Source organism: Thalassospira sp. UBA1131, from assembly GCF_002311515.1.
Lineage (GTDB): Bacteria > Pseudomonadota > Alphaproteobacteria > Rhodospirillales > Thalassospiraceae > Thalassospira.
This window is the reverse complement of sequence record NZ_DCAO01000127.1, coordinates 1-14,205: the sequence shown is the minus strand read 5'-3', so window position 1 is coordinate 14,205 and position 14,205 is coordinate 1. Positions and strand designations below refer to the sequence as shown.

At 53.0% G+C, this 14,205-nt stretch carries 15 protein-coding genes and 2 tRNA genes; 12 read left to right on the top strand and 5 right to left on the bottom strand.

All coding sequences use genetic code 11. From position 1 onward, the window contains the following. The 10 genes from B3Z49_RS20990 to B3Z49_RS20950 all read left to right on the top strand — a co-directional run. Positions 1 to 846, top strand: an 846-nt coding sequence (locus B3Z49_RS20990) for a glycosyltransferase (protein ID WP_296994551.1), incomplete at its 5' end; no start/stop codon positions are given. 3 nt (positions 847 to 849) lie between these two features. Next, positions 850 to 1,812, top strand: coding sequence for a glycosyltransferase family 9 protein (locus B3Z49_RS20985; RefSeq protein WP_296994547.1), 963 nt, complete (start codon positions 850 to 852; stop codon positions 1,810 to 1,812). Continuing rightward, positions 1,809 to 2,573: a glycosyltransferase family 2 protein gene (locus B3Z49_RS20980; protein ID WP_296994544.1), complete on the top strand. Its 765-nt coding sequence runs from the start codon at positions 1,809 to 1,811 to the stop codon at positions 2,571 to 2,573. The genes B3Z49_RS20985 and B3Z49_RS20980 overlap by 4 nt, the downstream gene beginning before the upstream one ends. A 4-nt stretch (positions 2,574 to 2,577) precedes the next feature. Then, positions 2,578 to 3,612, top strand: coding sequence for a glycosyltransferase family 4 protein (locus B3Z49_RS20975; RefSeq protein ID WP_296994542.1), 1,035 nt, complete (start codon positions 2,578 to 2,580; stop codon positions 3,610 to 3,612). Between the two features lie 106 nt (positions 3,613 to 3,718). Next, complete coding sequence (asnB, locus tag B3Z49_RS22055; RefSeq protein WP_349676408.1) at positions 3,719 to 4,810, top strand: asparagine synthase (glutamine-hydrolyzing); 1,092 nt, start codon at positions 3,719 to 3,721, stop codon at positions 4,808 to 4,810. Then, positions 4,731 to 5,378 carry an asparagine synthase C-terminal domain-containing protein gene (locus B3Z49_RS22050; RefSeq protein ID WP_349676407.1) on the top strand — a complete coding sequence of 216 codons (648 nt, stop codon included), beginning with the start codon at positions 4,731 to 4,733 and terminating at the stop codon, positions 5,376 to 5,378. The genes asnB and B3Z49_RS22050 overlap by 80 nt, the downstream gene beginning before the upstream one ends. A 206-nt stretch (positions 5,379 to 5,584) precedes the next feature. Further along, positions 5,585 to 5,893, top strand: a complete 309-nt coding sequence (locus B3Z49_RS20965; RefSeq protein ID WP_296994540.1) for a hypothetical protein — start codon at positions 5,585 to 5,587, stop codon at positions 5,891 to 5,893. 15 nt (positions 5,894 to 5,908) lie between these two features. Next, positions 5,909 to 6,289, top strand: coding sequence for a YkvA family protein (locus B3Z49_RS20960; RefSeq protein ID WP_296994537.1), 381 nt, complete (start codon positions 5,909 to 5,911; stop codon positions 6,287 to 6,289). 94 nt (positions 6,290 to 6,383) lie between these two features. Next, a complete protein-coding gene (locus B3Z49_RS20955; RefSeq protein ID WP_296994534.1) occupies positions 6,384 to 7,382 on the top strand; it encodes an MDR family oxidoreductase in 999 nt (332 codons plus the stop codon). An 89-nt stretch (positions 7,383 to 7,471) separates the two neighbouring features. Continuing rightward, a complete protein-coding gene (locus B3Z49_RS20950) occupies positions 7,472 to 9,436 on the top strand; it encodes a hybrid sensor histidine kinase/response regulator (RefSeq protein ID WP_296994532.1) in 1,965 nt (654 codons plus the stop codon). 118 nt (positions 9,437 to 9,554) lie between these two features. Here B3Z49_RS20950 and B3Z49_RS20945 read toward each other — a convergent pair whose 3' ends face one another. After that, the gene (locus B3Z49_RS20945; protein WP_008891795.1) at positions 9,555 to 10,208 is read right to left on the bottom strand and encodes a response regulator; all 654 of its coding nucleotides are present in this window, start codon (positions 10,206 to 10,208) and stop codon (positions 9,555 to 9,557) included. 296 nt (positions 10,209 to 10,504) lie between these two features. Further along, positions 10,505 to 11,248, bottom strand: a complete 744-nt coding sequence (locus B3Z49_RS20940; RefSeq protein ID WP_296994529.1) for a putative metalloprotease CJM1_0395 family protein — start codon at positions 11,246 to 11,248, stop codon at positions 10,505 to 10,507. 235 nt (positions 11,249 to 11,483) lie between these two features. Between B3Z49_RS20940 and B3Z49_RS20935 the strand changes: the two genes are divergently transcribed. Further along, the gene (locus B3Z49_RS20935; RefSeq protein ID WP_296994526.1) at positions 11,484 to 12,515 is read left to right on the top strand and encodes an NAD-dependent epimerase; all 1,032 of its coding nucleotides are present in this window, start codon (positions 11,484 to 11,486) and stop codon (positions 12,513 to 12,515) included. A 42-nt stretch (positions 12,516 to 12,557) separates the two neighbouring features. On the opposite strand, the gene B3Z49_RS20930 is transcribed toward B3Z49_RS20935, so the two are convergent. The 3 genes from B3Z49_RS20930 to B3Z49_RS20920 form a co-directional block, all read right to left on the bottom strand. Continuing rightward, positions 12,558 to 13,373 (bottom strand): hypothetical protein, encoded by an 816-nt coding sequence (locus B3Z49_RS20930; RefSeq protein WP_296994523.1) that lies wholly within the window; start codon positions 13,371 to 13,373, stop codon positions 12,558 to 12,560. A gap of 228 nt (positions 13,374 to 13,601) precedes the next feature. After that, positions 13,602 to 13,676: transfer RNA gene (locus tag B3Z49_RS20925), tRNA-Thr, on the bottom strand. Between the two features lie 28 nt (positions 13,677 to 13,704). Next, positions 13,705 to 13,779: transfer RNA gene (locus B3Z49_RS20920), tRNA-Thr, on the bottom strand. A 201-nt stretch (positions 13,780 to 13,980) separates the two neighbouring features. Here B3Z49_RS20920 and B3Z49_RS20915 point away from each other — a divergent pair. After that, complete coding sequence (locus B3Z49_RS20915; RefSeq protein ID WP_296994521.1) at positions 13,981 to 14,142, top strand: hypothetical protein; 162 nt, start codon at positions 13,981 to 13,983, stop codon at positions 14,140 to 14,142. Positions 14,143 to 14,205: the final 63 nt, after the last annotated feature.

Here is a 14,205-nt window from a genome sequence, read left to right as displayed (position 1 = left end):
GAACTGCCGCCCTTTGGCGGTGATGCGGTCAATACCGTGATCGTCTGGCGTGATCCAGCATTGCTGAGCCACGCTTCGGTGCCCGAGGGGGCTACTGTCGCACTTTGGTTCGATGGCGATCCGGCACGACTGAATGCCGATGATGTGCGTCTGGTTCTGCAGGAAAAGAAAGTTCAGGTCATCTTTACCGATGATGCGCAGGCAAAGGCCTTTGATGCCGACCTTGCCAAAAAGCCGATCGTGGTCAAACCCGGTGCGACAACATCCTTTGTCATGGCATCGAACATGCACTGGGCATTTGAATCGCGTGATGAATTGGCGGTGACTGTTGCCAATAGTTCGACCGGGATTGCTCAGATCATTCGCATCTGGGAAACCTATGTCGCGCCCAAGGCGCCAAACGCGATGCTAGAAGTCTATGCCTATGACCTGTTTAGCGCCATGGCAGGCGAAAATGACAGCGTGTCGGACGACCTGCTTGATATGGTGCGATCGGCCATCGACAAGGGGGTTCGGGTCCACCATCCGAAACCAGAGGCCGACATGGCCGAAACCGTTTCAAATGCGCGTGCGTTCCTGCACCACGGCAAGTACGGCACAGATCATGTCGGGCAGTGGATTGTCGATGCACTGGGCGCTGCAACGCCGGTTGTGTCCTATGGCGGGATTGCCAAAAGCCGGGTTGAGGATGGCAAGACCGGCTATATCGTTCCGGACGAGGCCGCATTTGGTAATATCACGTCTCAGCTTCTGACCGACCGTTCGTTCTTTGCCAGCCAATCCGAAGCCGCACGCAATGATCGCCGCGAATGGATCCATGTCGCTGGCGAGTTGGAGAAACTGTAAGCCGTGCGCCTGCTGTTCATTACCTCAAATCGCCTCGGCGATGCGGTACTTTCGACATCGGTCTTGCGCCACTATGTCGAAACCTATCCCGGTATCCGCGTCACCGTGGCCTGCGGGCCAGTCGCGGCACCGATATTCGAGGGCGTTCCAAACCTTGAACGCATCATCACAATGCCAAAGCAAAAACGCGGTGGCCATTGGTGGAAGCTCTGGAAATTGGTCGTCCTGAACTGGTGGGACATCATCGTCGACCTGCGCGGCAGTGCGACGGCTTATGTGTTGCCGGGGTGGAAGCGGCTGGTGTTGCAGGGGAATGATGATCGCGTGCATCGTGTTGAACAGATGGCAAGTACAATAGGTCTGGCACATTGGCTTTATCCAAAGGTATGGACGAAAAGCGAGCATCGAGAACGCGCTAACAATCTGCTACCTAATGATGGCCGCAAGGTGCTAGCAATTGGTCCATCTGCCAACTGGGGTGGGAAAACTTGGGCTGCGGATCGTTTCATCGAGTTGATTGCATATATTCGTGCAAGTGACGGCCTTCTACCTAATGCGCATTTGCTTTTGGTCGGGGCTCCGAACGAGCGCGATGCGGCCAAGCCTGTGATTGATTCCTTAAAACCCGAAGATCGCACAGTGATTTTTGGCGATGAGCATTTGCTGACAGTTCAAGCCTGTTTGGAACGTAGTGATCTCTATGTCGGAAATGACAGTGGTTTGATGCATATGGCAGCAGCAGCAGGAATTCCGACCCTTGGTCTGTTCGGTCCGACGCGAGAAGAGAATTATGGGCCTTGCGGTCCGACTACAGCGCACGTACGAGCCGACAAATCTGTTGAAGAAATTTGGAAGGCCGGCGAGATATGGCGCTCCCACGAAACGCAAATGGATAGCCTACCAATTGAAAAGGTTTTTCAGGCCGCAAGAGAGTTGCTTGCACGCAAGGATGGATCTGTTCGATGATGAGTCCGACGCCAAAACTGTCAGTAGTCATTACTGCCCATAACGAGGAAGAGCGTCTGCCCTCTTGTTTGTTGCATGTCGCCTTTGCCGACGAAATCATTGTTCTGTGCGATAAGTGTACCGATGGTACAGAGGAAATAGCCAAACAGGCAGGTGCAAAAACGCTGGTGGGTAGTTGGAGTATTGAAGGAGAGCGCCGTAATTACGCGCTCTCTCAAGTGAGTGGTGACTGGGTTCTTGAGGTCGATGCCGATGAGCACGTCTCAGAAGAATTGGCGCAGGAAATTCGCGAAGTGATTAAAACCAGCAAATTTGGTTTTCATCACCTGACAGTCCACAATTATGTTGGGGACCGATTGGTTCTGCACGGTTGGGGGGCGTCATTTGGGAAACCTGCCTATCCGGGTTTGTTTCGCGCAGGTTGCAAAACCTGGGGACCTCAAAGAGTTCATCCAGCTCTTTCTTTTCAAGGGGAAAAAGGTCCCAAATTAATACACCCTGTGCGGCACTACGTGGATCGCAATATTTCGGACATGATGAAGCGATTGGACAGTTATTCTACCGCGCGCGCCGCCGATTTGCGTGATAGCGGTAAAATAGGTAGTTTTTCAAATAATCTCAGGCGGTTTTTCTCGCGCTTTATTCGCTGCTACATCGGCCGGAAAGGATACAAAGAAGGTGGTATTGGCTTTCTGATAGCCCTTTTTGCCGGGCTGTTTCCTGTGCTCTCTTATCTAAAAGCCAAACACGAGGAAAATTGATCTCATGGCAACAATCGTTCTGGCTGATGGTGGTATAGAGTTTGACGGATTTACGCTGGAACACCGCCCTTTGGGGGGGGCTGAAACGGCATTTATCTCTTTGGCAGAGGCACTGGCAGAGCGTGGTCACGATGTTAAAATCATTAACAAGTGTGGTGAACCTCATGAAAATAACGGGGTGAAGTGGCGCCCGCTATCTGATGGTTTTCCCGACACTGCTGATCTCTATATCGCCAATCGCGGCTTTGAATTGATGGGCTGCATGCCCAGAGCAAAACGCACGATTTTCTGGATACATAATCCGGCCAAGTATTTGCTTAAATGGCGGTATCTTTCCCGCTTATGGAAAATTAAACCAGCCATTGTTTTCTCGGGGCAGCATCATCTTCTGACTTATCCAAGGTGGGCACCTTGCGGGGATCGGGTCATTATCCCCTATGGTATTGAGAAACGCTTTATGAATGCAGAGGTTGGCGACGAAATTCGAAAAAAACGTGCGATTTTCACATCAAATCCATTGCGTTCTCTTGATTGGCTCGTGAATTTGTGGGCGGAAAAAATCCATCCACTGTCACCGGATGCAGAACTTCATGTCTTTGCAGGGCCGCAAACCTACGGTTCTGCCGGAGATGAAAAAGCGCAGCGGATGAAAGTTATTCTTGATCAAGCTGAAGCACTTCGCGACAAGGGTGTTGTTTTGCGGGGCCCCGTGCCCAAAAGCCAACTCTTGGACGAGATGCGCCACGCACGAGTCATGCCTTATCGAGGTGATGTTGGTGAAACTTTCTGTCTCGCGTTGGGCGAAGCTCAGGCTATGGGGATACCATGTGTGGTGCAGGATGTTGGCTGTGTCACTGAGCGCATTGTCGACGATAAAACCGGATTTGTTGCAAATGATGACGATTTATTTGCCAAACGCACCGCGGAAATTCTAAATGACGACGATTTATGGGAAAAGCAGCACAAAGCATGTCTTGAAAATCAGCGTTCATGGGGGTGGGCGCAGGCTGCCGAGGCTTTTGAAGAACTGATCCCATAAAAAGGTTCTGTAGCTGTTTTGATGAAAACGCCTACCCCTGCTGCTCCAGAGGAATAGCAGAAAGCCCCATCAGCTAATACGAGGCTTTCATTGAGGTAAATGTCCAATGTGCGGAATTGCCGGTTATATCGCCAAGGACAAGCAAACCCTTGATCCTGAAATCCTTGATCGTTTACGTGATGCTTTGGGACATCGCGGTCCAGATGGTGACGGGCGATATATCAAAGGCCCCGTCGGTTTCATCCAGACACGCTTGGCAATTATCGATCTCAATACTGGTGACCAGCCGCTTTACCACGAAAATGGCAGTGTCCTGATCGCCAACGGTGAGATATACAATTATCTCGAGCTCAGAAAAGATCTGGGTGACGAGGGCTTCAAAACCCATTCCGACAGCGAGACTGCACTTCGCAAATTCGTGCGCGATGGTATTGGCGGGTTTGATCAGCTGCGTGGCATGTATGCCTTTGCCATTCATGATGTGGTCGACAATCAGGTCGTTCTGTGTCGCGACCCGTTTGGTATCAAGCAGGTCTACTACGTTGAAACCCCTGAATATTTCGCATTCGCGTCCGAAGCGCAGGCATTGGTTGCTGCCGGACTTGTTGGTCGGGAAGTACGCGAAGATGCCCGGTCCGAGTTGCTTCAGGTGCAATTCACCACTGGCTCGGACATGATCCTTGATGGGATCAAACGACTGCAGCCCGGTGAAACCATCGTTTTGAAAAACGGACGGATAGTCGAGCGCCGGCGTCGTCAGGTTCTCAGTGATACAGGTGCGACCGGGAATAATCTCGAAAGTGCGCTTTATGAGTGGGACCGGGTGTTCGAGGAATCCGTTCGACTGCATCAAAGATCTGATGTCGATTATGCCATGTTCCTGTCGGGCGGGGTCGATAGTGCGTCCTTGCTTGGTATGATGCACCGGCTTAATGAGAGACCGGTAACGGCCTATACTGCGGCGTTTGAAGCCAGCAGTGTGCATGACGAACGCGAACTCGCCCGAGAGGTCGCCAAGGCATGCAACGCCAACCATATCGAAGTGATGTTTTCCGAAAATGACTTCTGGGCGCTATTGCCTGAGGTGGCCGCGCGAATGGATGATCCGGCAGCGGATTATGCCATTCTTGCCGACCTACAAGCTTGCCAAGGAAGCCGCGCGCGATTTCAAGGTTGTGCTGTCGGGCGAGGGTGGTGACGAGCTGTTTGGCGGCTACGGTCGGTACCGGTCGGTCATGCGACCGTTTTTGCTTGGCGGTCGTGTGATGCGCTCCAAGGGGACGTTCGATAAGATCGATGTTTTGCGGCCCGGTGTTCTGGAGGGCTGGCGCGATGGCATTGCAGCGTCGGAAAGTCGTGAAAGCCGGGGGAAACGGTCGCGTCTGGCGATTGCTCAGGCCGTCGATTGCGCCGACTGGTTACCCAATGATTTGTTGCTCAAGCTTGATCGCATGCTGATGGCGCACGGTCTTGAAGGGCGCACACCGTTTCTTGATCCGGTTGTCGCCGAGTTCGCCTACCAACTTCCCGACCGCCTCAAGGTCAGAAAGGGCGTTGGTAAATTCCTGTTGCGCAGTTGGCTGGAACGCTGTCTGCCAATGGCAAAGCCGTTTGCCAAGAAGCGCGGCTGCACGGTTCCGGTTTCAGAGTGGATTGCAAGCGCGCGGCAAGGAGTTGGGGCCGCTGGTCGCTCGGCAGGCAGGCATTATCGAGATCGCAGATGCGGACAGGGTGGAAAAACTTTTCAAAACCCCGGGCAAACGTGAAGGTGCGGCGTGTTGGCATTTGCTGTTCTATGCGGTTTGGCATCAGGCGAATGTTCTTGGGCATGCGCCTTGCCCGGACGTTTTCGAAACACTCGCCAGTTTTCAAAAAAGTTAACACGTCTTAACTTTTGCGGGAACAAATCACTCGCTCCGGCATTTCTTAATTGCAAATAACAATTAACAGATATGCTGTTGGGACATGAGTGATGCTGTATCTTGATAAACTGGCGATGTTGGCGGTTCTTGGTTTTGCATTGTTGCTGGCATGGATGACTGTACCGCCGAATGATTTACACGCGAAATCGATTAAGGCACTGCCCTTGAAAGAAAGTGCGACACTGGGCGCGACATATGAATTCAAGCTCCCGACTACTGTCTATGCCAAATGCACGATTGATTGCGGATTAATCGTGGTTGATGTGACTGAGCAAGCGACCAGTGCTGAGCAGCGTGAAAAGTTTGCCCGCGCAATGCGGATTGCTTACTCTGCCTATGTTACGCCACTGCATCGTTGAAGCAGGTAACTGCCCTTGAGAAAAGCTTCGGTCTGGATGATCGTGCCCAACCTGTTGCGCACTTTGATGCGCAAAGATGTGGCACTGAAATCTAAGCTTCTTTCACTGACCGGTCTGGTTTATCTGGTCAGTCCTGTTGATTTCCTGCCCGATGTTTTGGTTGGGATTGGCTGGTTGGATGATCTTGTGATCGTGCCTTTGTTGGGATGGCTGTCCTATCGAAGCCTGCCTGACGATGTGCAACGCGAAGTCATCCAAGACGACCTAGGAAAACAGTCCGGGTCGCGTCGCTTGTTTGTCTATCTCGGTATTCTGGCGGTTGTGGTCATCGCTGTTGCCGTGATGGGTGGTATGGATAACTCGCTTGAACCTGCAAGCATTCCCGCGGCTGATTGATCAATCCGTCTTGTCGGATGTGACTTGCGTGTTTGACGCACGGTGGTGGGCACCATACTCTTGATCGATCATCCGAACAGATCGGGAGGCTCCCATGGCTGACTCATTTCGCGCACTGGTCCTAGACCAGAAAGAAAAAAGCGTCACAGCAGAATTCAAGAACCTGACGACAGATGACCTGCCCGCAGGAGAAGTGCTGGTGCGGGTCAAATGGTCAACTCTCAATTATAAGGACGGCATGGTCCTGAACGGATTGGGACGACTTGTGCGCACCTATCCCCATGTGCCGGGCGTGGATTTTTCCGGCGAAGTCGTTTCATCAACCGATGATCGTTACAGGCCCGGCGATGAAGTTGTATTGACCGGCTGGCGGGTTGGTGAAGCCCATTGGGGTGGGTATGCCCAGCTTGCACGGGTGAAGGCCGATTGGCTCGTTCCGTTGCCCGCCGGAATTGATGCATCGCAGGCAATGGCAATCGGCACGGCGGGCTTCACCGCAATGCTGGCAGTCATTGCACTGGAAGATCAGGGTGTGTCGACAAAACAGGATGGCGAAGTCCTTGTGACCGGGGCCGCCGGGGGTGTCGGTTCTATTGCTGTTTCAATACTCTCTGCGCTTGGCTATCGGGTTGCCGCATCGACGGGGCGGGCCGAAACGCACCAGTATCTCCGTGATCTCGGCGCCAGTACGATCATTGATCGCAATGAACTGACCGATACAAGCAAGCCTCTTTTGACCGAACGATGGGTGGGGGCAATCGACAGTGTCGGTAGCACGACGCTTGCCCACGTTCTTTCCGAGATGAAATATCATGGTGTTGTTGCCGCCTGCGGTCTTGCCGGTGGTCCGGATTTGCCCGGAACTGTTATCCCGTTCCTGCTGCGTGGTGTGAAACTGATCGGGATTGATTCGGTCATGTGCCCCTATGAGACGCGCGTGCGTGCCTGGCAGCGCCTCGCGCGCGAACTGCCGAAGGATCAACTGCAATCTGCAACAACGAAAGTTGCACTGTCCGATATTCTGCCATGGGGGGAGAAGATCCTCAAAGGGCAGGTGCAGGGACGTCTGCTTGTTGATGTTCAGGATTGCTAGCGCCCGCAAAACCATGCAGACTCAACGGGTTTTCGATCCGTGCGATGCGGCGCGAAACCCCGTTTCTCTGAAAGCTGGAAATGAACGTGATGCCTGAACAACGGTTCCGAATTCTTCTTGTCGAAGATAATCCCGGGGATGCGTTTCTTGTGCGCACCCTGCTGGAAGAAACCGGTGAGCCGTTTGATATCGAGCATCGAAGCGATCTTGCATCCGCGATGGCGGTGCTGAACGGCGACGGGCCAGAGGCACTGTTTGATGTTGTTTTGCTGGATCTGACCTTGCCGGACTCATCTGGCGTGCAAACCATCAGCCGTGTACGCAGTTGTGCCAATGCCGCACCCGTCGTTGTTCTGACCGGCCACAAGGACGAGGAACTTGCGTTCGAAGCTCTTCAACATGGCGCTGAGGACTATCTGACCAAGGAATTTCCCGATGGTCGTACAATCCGGCGTTCCATCAGGTATGCGATCGAACGGTCGCGCGCCGAACGCGCGCTAAAGGAAAGTGAAGAGCGTTATCGCAAACTGGTCGAGCTGGCACCAGAACTGATCTCTGTCCTGAGTGGCGAAGAGATCGTCTATATGAACCAGCAGGGCGTCAGCATTCTGGGTGCGCGCGACAGTGATAAGCTGGTCGGGCGATCCTTCATGGAAATGGTGCATCCTTCAAGCCGCGAAACACTTGAGGAATACATTTCACGCTATCGAAACGGGTATCCGGGGCGTGCGGACTTCACAATCATCTGCCAACGCCCGGAAGGCGAAAATGTCGAGCTGGAAGTCTCGGCCATAGCCTTCACCCACGAGGGGGCGCCAGCCATGCTGATGCTGGCAGAAGATGTTACCGACAAACGCAAAGTTGAACGTCAACTGGTTCAAACGTCCAAACTGGCAACGCTTGGCGAAATGGCAGCGTCCGTTGCCCACGAAATGAATCAGCCGCTAAACGTCATCCGGATGGCCGCAGATACCTGCGCCTTGCAATATGATCTGGATGCCGTGAAACCGGCCTTTCAGCGCGAAAGACTGGCGCTCATCAGTTCCCAGACAGAGCGCATGTCCGAAATCATCAAGCATCTTCAGATATATAGCCGTCCGGACGACGATGATTTTGCGCCGTTCGATGTCATGAAAGCCGTTGAGCGTGCTGTGGACATGGTCGAACATGACTGCCGGTTGTCGGGCATTGCAATTGATGTCGTCGCCCCCCGGCAGCGCTGCTTCGTCAATGGCCGACAGGTTCAGTTGGAACAGGTTCTGGTCAATATGCTGAGCAACGCGCGCGATGCCATCAACGAAAGCGGCGATGATGCCGGCAGTATCGGGGGTTTGATCCGTGTCAGCGCAATGGTTGACGAAGCGCGGAAGTCATTGAAACTGGCTGTCAACGACAATGGTGGCGGTGTTCCGGAAGCCGCCATTGACTTGCTGTTTCATCCGTTCTTTACGACCAAGGATGTTGGCAAGGGAACCGGACTTGGGCTGTCGGTCAGTTTTGGCATTGTCGAGGCCATGGGCGGCCGAATTGATGTGCGAAATGAGGGTGACGGGGCCTGCTTTGAAATCACTCTGCCGCTTGCGGATGTGGACACCGCGAAGGTGGATCATCATTCCGATGCAAGTCAGGAGGATGGCTGGCTGACCAAGGTGCCGCCGAATGCCGAAGCGCGCGGCAAAATTCGCGTGCTTGTCGTCGATGACGAACTTGATGCCATGGAAATCATCTCGGGATATCTTGAAGCACAGGGCTTTAATGTTTCCGCCGCAAACAACGGTGAAGATGCGTTGGCGATTGCGGGTGTTGTGCAGCCTGACATCCTGATTACAGACATTCGCATGCCACATATGGATGGCAACGCCTTGGTCAAGGAACTTCGGGAACGCAATCCCGCACTGCCAGTGATTGTCATGACCGGCCACCCGGGCGACGCTGACCGACCGGTTGAGGATGAAGACGGACCAGATGCACCGGTGACAGTGATGTCAAAGCCGCTGAACTTGAAGGAACTTCTGGCTACACTTGATGAGCTTTGTGAAGTGTTCACGGCTTAGCCCCGCAGGCGTCCGAAGGGGTTTCTTAGCTGCAAGTGGATCTATGATTTAAATTGATAAAGAAAAAGCCCGGCACGATGCCGGGCTTTTTGATGTGTTTGCCTGGAGTTGGCAGCGATCAGGCTTCCCAGCCCAATTGCATGGCAATCTTCACCGCTTGTGTACGGTTGGCAGCACCGAGCTTCTTGAAAATACCGGTCAAATGGACCTTCACGGTAATTTCGCGAACGGTTAGCTGTTTGGCGATTTCCTTGTTGGAAAGGCCCTTGGTCAGAAGACCCAGTACTTCGCGCTCCCGGTTGGTCAACTGCCGCAAGGGGTTGTCTGGTGCAAGGCCGTCAAGGTCGATCTCACCCGGGCGCATCTGCGTGCCATCGTCTTCGAGCAATGCAGACGGGATGTATTTTTCGCCAGACAGAATCAAACGCAGGGCGTTGATCAGGGATTTACCTGACAGCGTCTTGGGCAGATATCCCGACGCACCATGTTCCAGTGCGTTCAGAACGTCGCTGCGTTTAACAGAGCCTGAAAGAATAACCACCGGAATTTCAGGATGTTTCTGGCGCATGACGGTCAAACCGGACAATCCATTCATGCCAGGCATGTTCAGATCGAGGATGGTCAGTTCGACGTTGGTTTCTCCGTCAACGACGGCAAGTGCTTCTGCGAAGTCTTTCGCCTGCGCGACTTCAACTTCCGGCGCTGCGAGTTTTAGGAAGGAAGTGATCCCGTCTCTGACGAGATCGTGATCGTCTGCTAGCAGGATGTTCATTTTTATGCCGTACCTGTTCTTGTCCAAAGCTCACTGAAATAAATTGGGACAGCGACCTCGGAAACGCGATCCACAATTGCAATAATATGGTTTCGCGCGATTCTGATATTTTCAATCCAAGCGTCCCCCCCGGACGCGAGCGCAGCATTCAACAAAACGGTGTCCCTGTCAAACGGCAGGATAGTTTTTGATAGTAGCATCTATCCAAGTGAATAGGTATCCGAACTCAAGGATAAGTATTTCATCGCGCATCGAATAGTATATCAGGGGATCAGACGGAACCGCGACAGGAAAAGTTACACAGAAATTGATATATTCTGATGCGCGCCGTTTTTAGACATCGCCTCGTTACGTGCGGATTCTTCGGTAGTATTGTTTGTGTCAATACCATCACTGGTTGCTCTCTGCAGGCTTGCCTGACGGAAGGCGGCCATATCGGCACCTGATGGTGCGTTTGGTGCCAGTGCCGCATTTTGCAAGGTGGCCAGCGCACGGTCACGGTCTTCCGCACTGCCTGACAGTGATACGCTTACATCAACGTGACCACCAATGGCATAAGCGTTACCGTCCGGACCAATTTGATATGTGTATTGCGGCGCAGAGCCATAAGGCCCGGCAGCAGCGGCATGGGCCTTTTCCTCTTGGCGCACAGCTGAATCTCGGGCGCGCAGCTGATTGACTACAGCTTCTTCAGCCGGGTCGAGATCCTGACTGGACGAAGCACCATTTGCGGTGCTGCCATTTCCCGAGTTGGTTTCGCGTGCCTCGCGGTATTCCGCGCGGCTGACGCCGCCAGCAACCGCTTGTGCCTCGGTCAGGGTGCGTGGATCAACAATACGCGTGCGTGCGCCGTCCGAGCCGGCTCCAGCAATGGCATACGGCGAAACAGATGGCGCACTTCCGCCCTGACGCTGGACTTCAATGGCTTCATATTCGGCCAAAACACGCCCATCAGCAGTTTGTGCGATTTCCCGAATATTCAGGATAACGCCCAAACCGCCCCCATTCGGGTTGGCTATGGTTTGACCAGCTGAAATCATCTGTCTTTACGTCGCTCGTAACTTTAAGACAAAACCTATACGAAAAGACACCATAGCAGAAAAATGACCGGGAGTCTCGGCTCGCAATAAACGGTCTTAGCTGTAAGGCTCTTGAGGCGTATTGTTATGGTTGATGGCTTGCGCATCCGAACCCTTGCTGGTATCAAAATTCCCGAATTTCCAACCGGCGCCTGGCGCGCTTCATACTGTACTTCAATCAGGAATTCCAACGCGCATGTCCGACTTCATCATTCCGGCCAATGAAAAGGTACTTGTCACGGGTGCCGCCGGTTTTATCGGTTCCCATCTTTGCCTGAAACTGCTGGAACAGGGGGCGACCGTTGTCGGACTTGATAACGTCAATGACTATTATGACGTCAACCTCAAAGAGGCGCGTCTCGCACGGTTGGAAGGCAAGCCGGGTTACAAGTTCGTCCGAATGGACCTCGAAAATCGCGAAGGCATCGCTGATCTGTTCGCCACCGAAAAACCGACCTATGTGGTCAATCTGGCGGCTCAGGCCGGGGTGCGCTATTCGATTGAAAATCCGCATGCCTATATTGATGCCAACCTGGTTGGTTTTACCAACATCCTCGAAGGATGCCGTCACAACAATGTGAAACATCTGGTCTATGCATCAAGCAGTTCGGTTTACGGCATGAATACCGAAATGCCATTTTCCGTGCATCACAATGTTGATCATCCGATCAGCCTGTATGCCGCGTCGAAAAAGGCCAATGAACTGATGGCCCACACTTACAGCCATCTGTATCGTCTGCCAACGACCGGTCTTCGTTTCTTTACCGTCTATGGCCCGTGGGGGCGCCCGGACATGGCGCTGTTCCTGTTTACCAAGGCGATCCTCGAAGGGCGCCCTATCAACGTCTTTAACGAAGGCAGGATGCGTCGCGACTTTACCTATATCGACGACATTGTCGAAGGTGTTTATCGCTGTATCTCGACCGTAGCCCAACCGAACCCTGACTGGAACTCGGCCAAGCCCGATCCCGCAACCAGTTCGGCACCCTATCGGGTGTTTAATATCGGCAATAACAGCCCGGTCGAGCTGATGTATATGATCGAAACGATTGAAAAGGCACTGGGCAAGACGGCAGAGAAAAACATGCTACCGATGCAGGATGGAGACGTTCCGGCAACTTACGCCGATGTTGATGCGCTGACCGATGCCGTTGGCTTCAAGCCAGCAACCCCAATTGAAACCGGTATCGGCAATTTTGTTGAGTGGTATCGTTCGTTCTACGGGTAAGAAGCCTCCCCAAGGTATTCAGGCAGATGCCGCCAGTGCAGGTTAGGCATCCCGTTCCATCAGGCCGAGCAGGAAGCTTTGCATTTCCCGGATGTTACTTTTCTGTTTACGGTAAATTTCTTCCGCTCGGGCCAGAGCTTCTCGTGCTTCAGTAAGCTCGGTCTGATAAGCTTGGTCCACATCGTGGTGCGGATACCAGCGTTGCTTAAACTGACGCTCTGTCGGGGCATTCTGGTTGCTGTAGGTGGTGATTTCGACATCGGGATAGCGTCGCGAAATCGCATCGGTGACATAGTCAATGCGTGCTTGTCCGGTTAGACCAAGCTCGTTGGCCTGAATATCAAAGGTGCGCAGGTAGCCACCGATATTATGAGATGCCATACCACCGTATTTGTCCATGTAACCCAGAATCTGATCGCCGACAGAAAAGATAGCTCTTACGTCTGATTGGTCATCTGGCGAGGTTTGTTCCGCCCTGCGAACCCTTTCCCGTGCGTGATCAAGCATTTGTTCCTGAGACGAGCGAAGTTTGGGGACAATGGTCTTTTGACTGTCAAGCCAGCTATCAAAGTCCGGTATCATGGCTTCATATTGATCGGCGGATATTTCCGTCGCGGCCGTTTCGTTGGAGCCTTCGAATGTGACTGGTTCGTATCCTTCTTCGCGCATTGCGGCGATGCGTTCGCGGATCGGCGCATAGGCCTTTTCATAATACTCCCTTAGGTAAGGGCGCATTTCCGGGGCCGAATACATTTCTTGGGTAAATGATGGCGTGGTTGTGGTTACCGACGACGATTTGGTCGTATGAGAGGCGATTGATGCGTTGCTGCTGCCATAAGCATTCATATGGATCGTCATGATGCATTTCCCTTTTTTGCCGATTGTGAAAACAATCAATGCAATTCATGTGCCTGGGAAATGCATGTAAAAGTTGCTATTTAGGCAAGCGCGCATCTTCGAAAGAGCAGGGTGCCTCTTTCGAAGGAATAGGCAGAAACTGCAGTCTATCCCACGGCAAAGAGAATAAGTTGCCGCAGTCAACATAACTGCTGCATGTTTGGTTTATCGTATGGGGAATTTGTAAAATGGTGCTGCTGGGGAGATTTGAACTCCCGGCCTCTCCCTTACCAAGGGAGTGCTCTACCCCTGAGCTACAGCAGCCCGATAAACAGGCTGGACCGGTGGGCAATGGTGCTGCTGGGGAGATTTGAACTCCCGGCCTCTCCCTTACCAAGGGAGTGCTCTACCCCTGAGCTACAGCAGCATGAGCCCTTGCGGTGCGGGCGGGTTATAGGCCACGTATCTGTAATTGGTCAAGCCTGAATTATGCGAAGTTTTTCGATTGTTCCCGTCGCAGGCCTTTTCGCCCTGTTTTCGTCAAGATCGGCTGTAATTTTTCGCTCGCTGTTTTATAACAGGCCAATCGCTCAAACCCGCATAAATCTGACGGAACTTTGATTGCACCATGACTGCCAAAAAATCTGATATGCGTCCGGCCGTAAACGAGGAACGCTTGAAACGCGAAGCCGAAGCCCTGCGCGCCAATCTGGCCAAGCGCAAGCAACAGCAACGCTCGCGCAAAAGCGAACCACAAGGTCCGGCTACAGACGAAAAATCTGAGGACTGATCACGCGCGTCATTTTTCACCTTCGCTTTGATGGGCGCGTGCATCGTTTGGTTGATCTTGAGG

What these genes read in the sequence shown, in the direction of transcription:
- B3Z49_RS20915 (WP_296994521.1), top strand. Translation starts at nt 13,981, where the DNA reads ATGACTGCCAAAAAATCTGATATGCGTCCGGCCGTAAACGAGGAACGC.
- B3Z49_RS20965 (WP_296994540.1), top strand. Translation starts at nt 5,585, where the DNA reads ATGCTGTATCTTGATAAACTGGCGATGTTGGCGGTTCTTGGTTTTGCA.
- B3Z49_RS20945 (WP_008891795.1), bottom strand. Translation starts at nt 10,208, where the DNA reads ATGAACATCCTGCTAGCAGACGATCACGATCTCGTCAGAGACGGGATC.
- B3Z49_RS20935 (WP_296994526.1), top strand. Translation starts at nt 11,484, where the DNA reads ATGTCCGACTTCATCATTCCGGCCAATGAAAAGGTACTTGTCACGGGT.
- B3Z49_RS20930 (WP_296994523.1), bottom strand. Translation starts at nt 13,373, where the DNA reads ATGACGATCCATATGAATGCTTATGGCAGCAGCAACGCATCAATCGCC.
- B3Z49_RS20975 (WP_296994542.1), top strand. Translation starts at nt 2,578, where the DNA reads ATGGCAACAATCGTTCTGGCTGATGGTGGTATAGAGTTTGACGGATTT.
- B3Z49_RS20955 (WP_296994534.1), top strand. Translation starts at nt 6,384, where the DNA reads ATGGCTGACTCATTTCGCGCACTGGTCCTAGACCAGAAAGAAAAAAGC.
- B3Z49_RS20950 (WP_296994532.1), top strand. Translation starts at nt 7,472, where the DNA reads ATGCCTGAACAACGGTTCCGAATTCTTCTTGTCGAAGATAATCCCGGG.
- B3Z49_RS20980 (WP_296994544.1), top strand. Translation starts at nt 1,809, where the DNA reads ATGATGAGTCCGACGCCAAAACTGTCAGTAGTCATTACTGCCCATAAC.
- asnB (WP_349676408.1), top strand. Translation starts at nt 3,719, where the DNA reads ATGTGCGGAATTGCCGGTTATATCGCCAAGGACAAGCAAACCCTTGAT.
- B3Z49_RS22050 (WP_349676407.1), top strand. Translation starts at nt 4,731, where the DNA reads ATGCCATTCTTGCCGACCTACAAGCTTGCCAAGGAAGCCGCGCGCGAT.
- B3Z49_RS20940 (WP_296994529.1), bottom strand. Translation starts at nt 11,248, where the DNA reads ATGATTTCAGCTGGTCAAACCATAGCCAACCCGAATGGGGGCGGTTTG.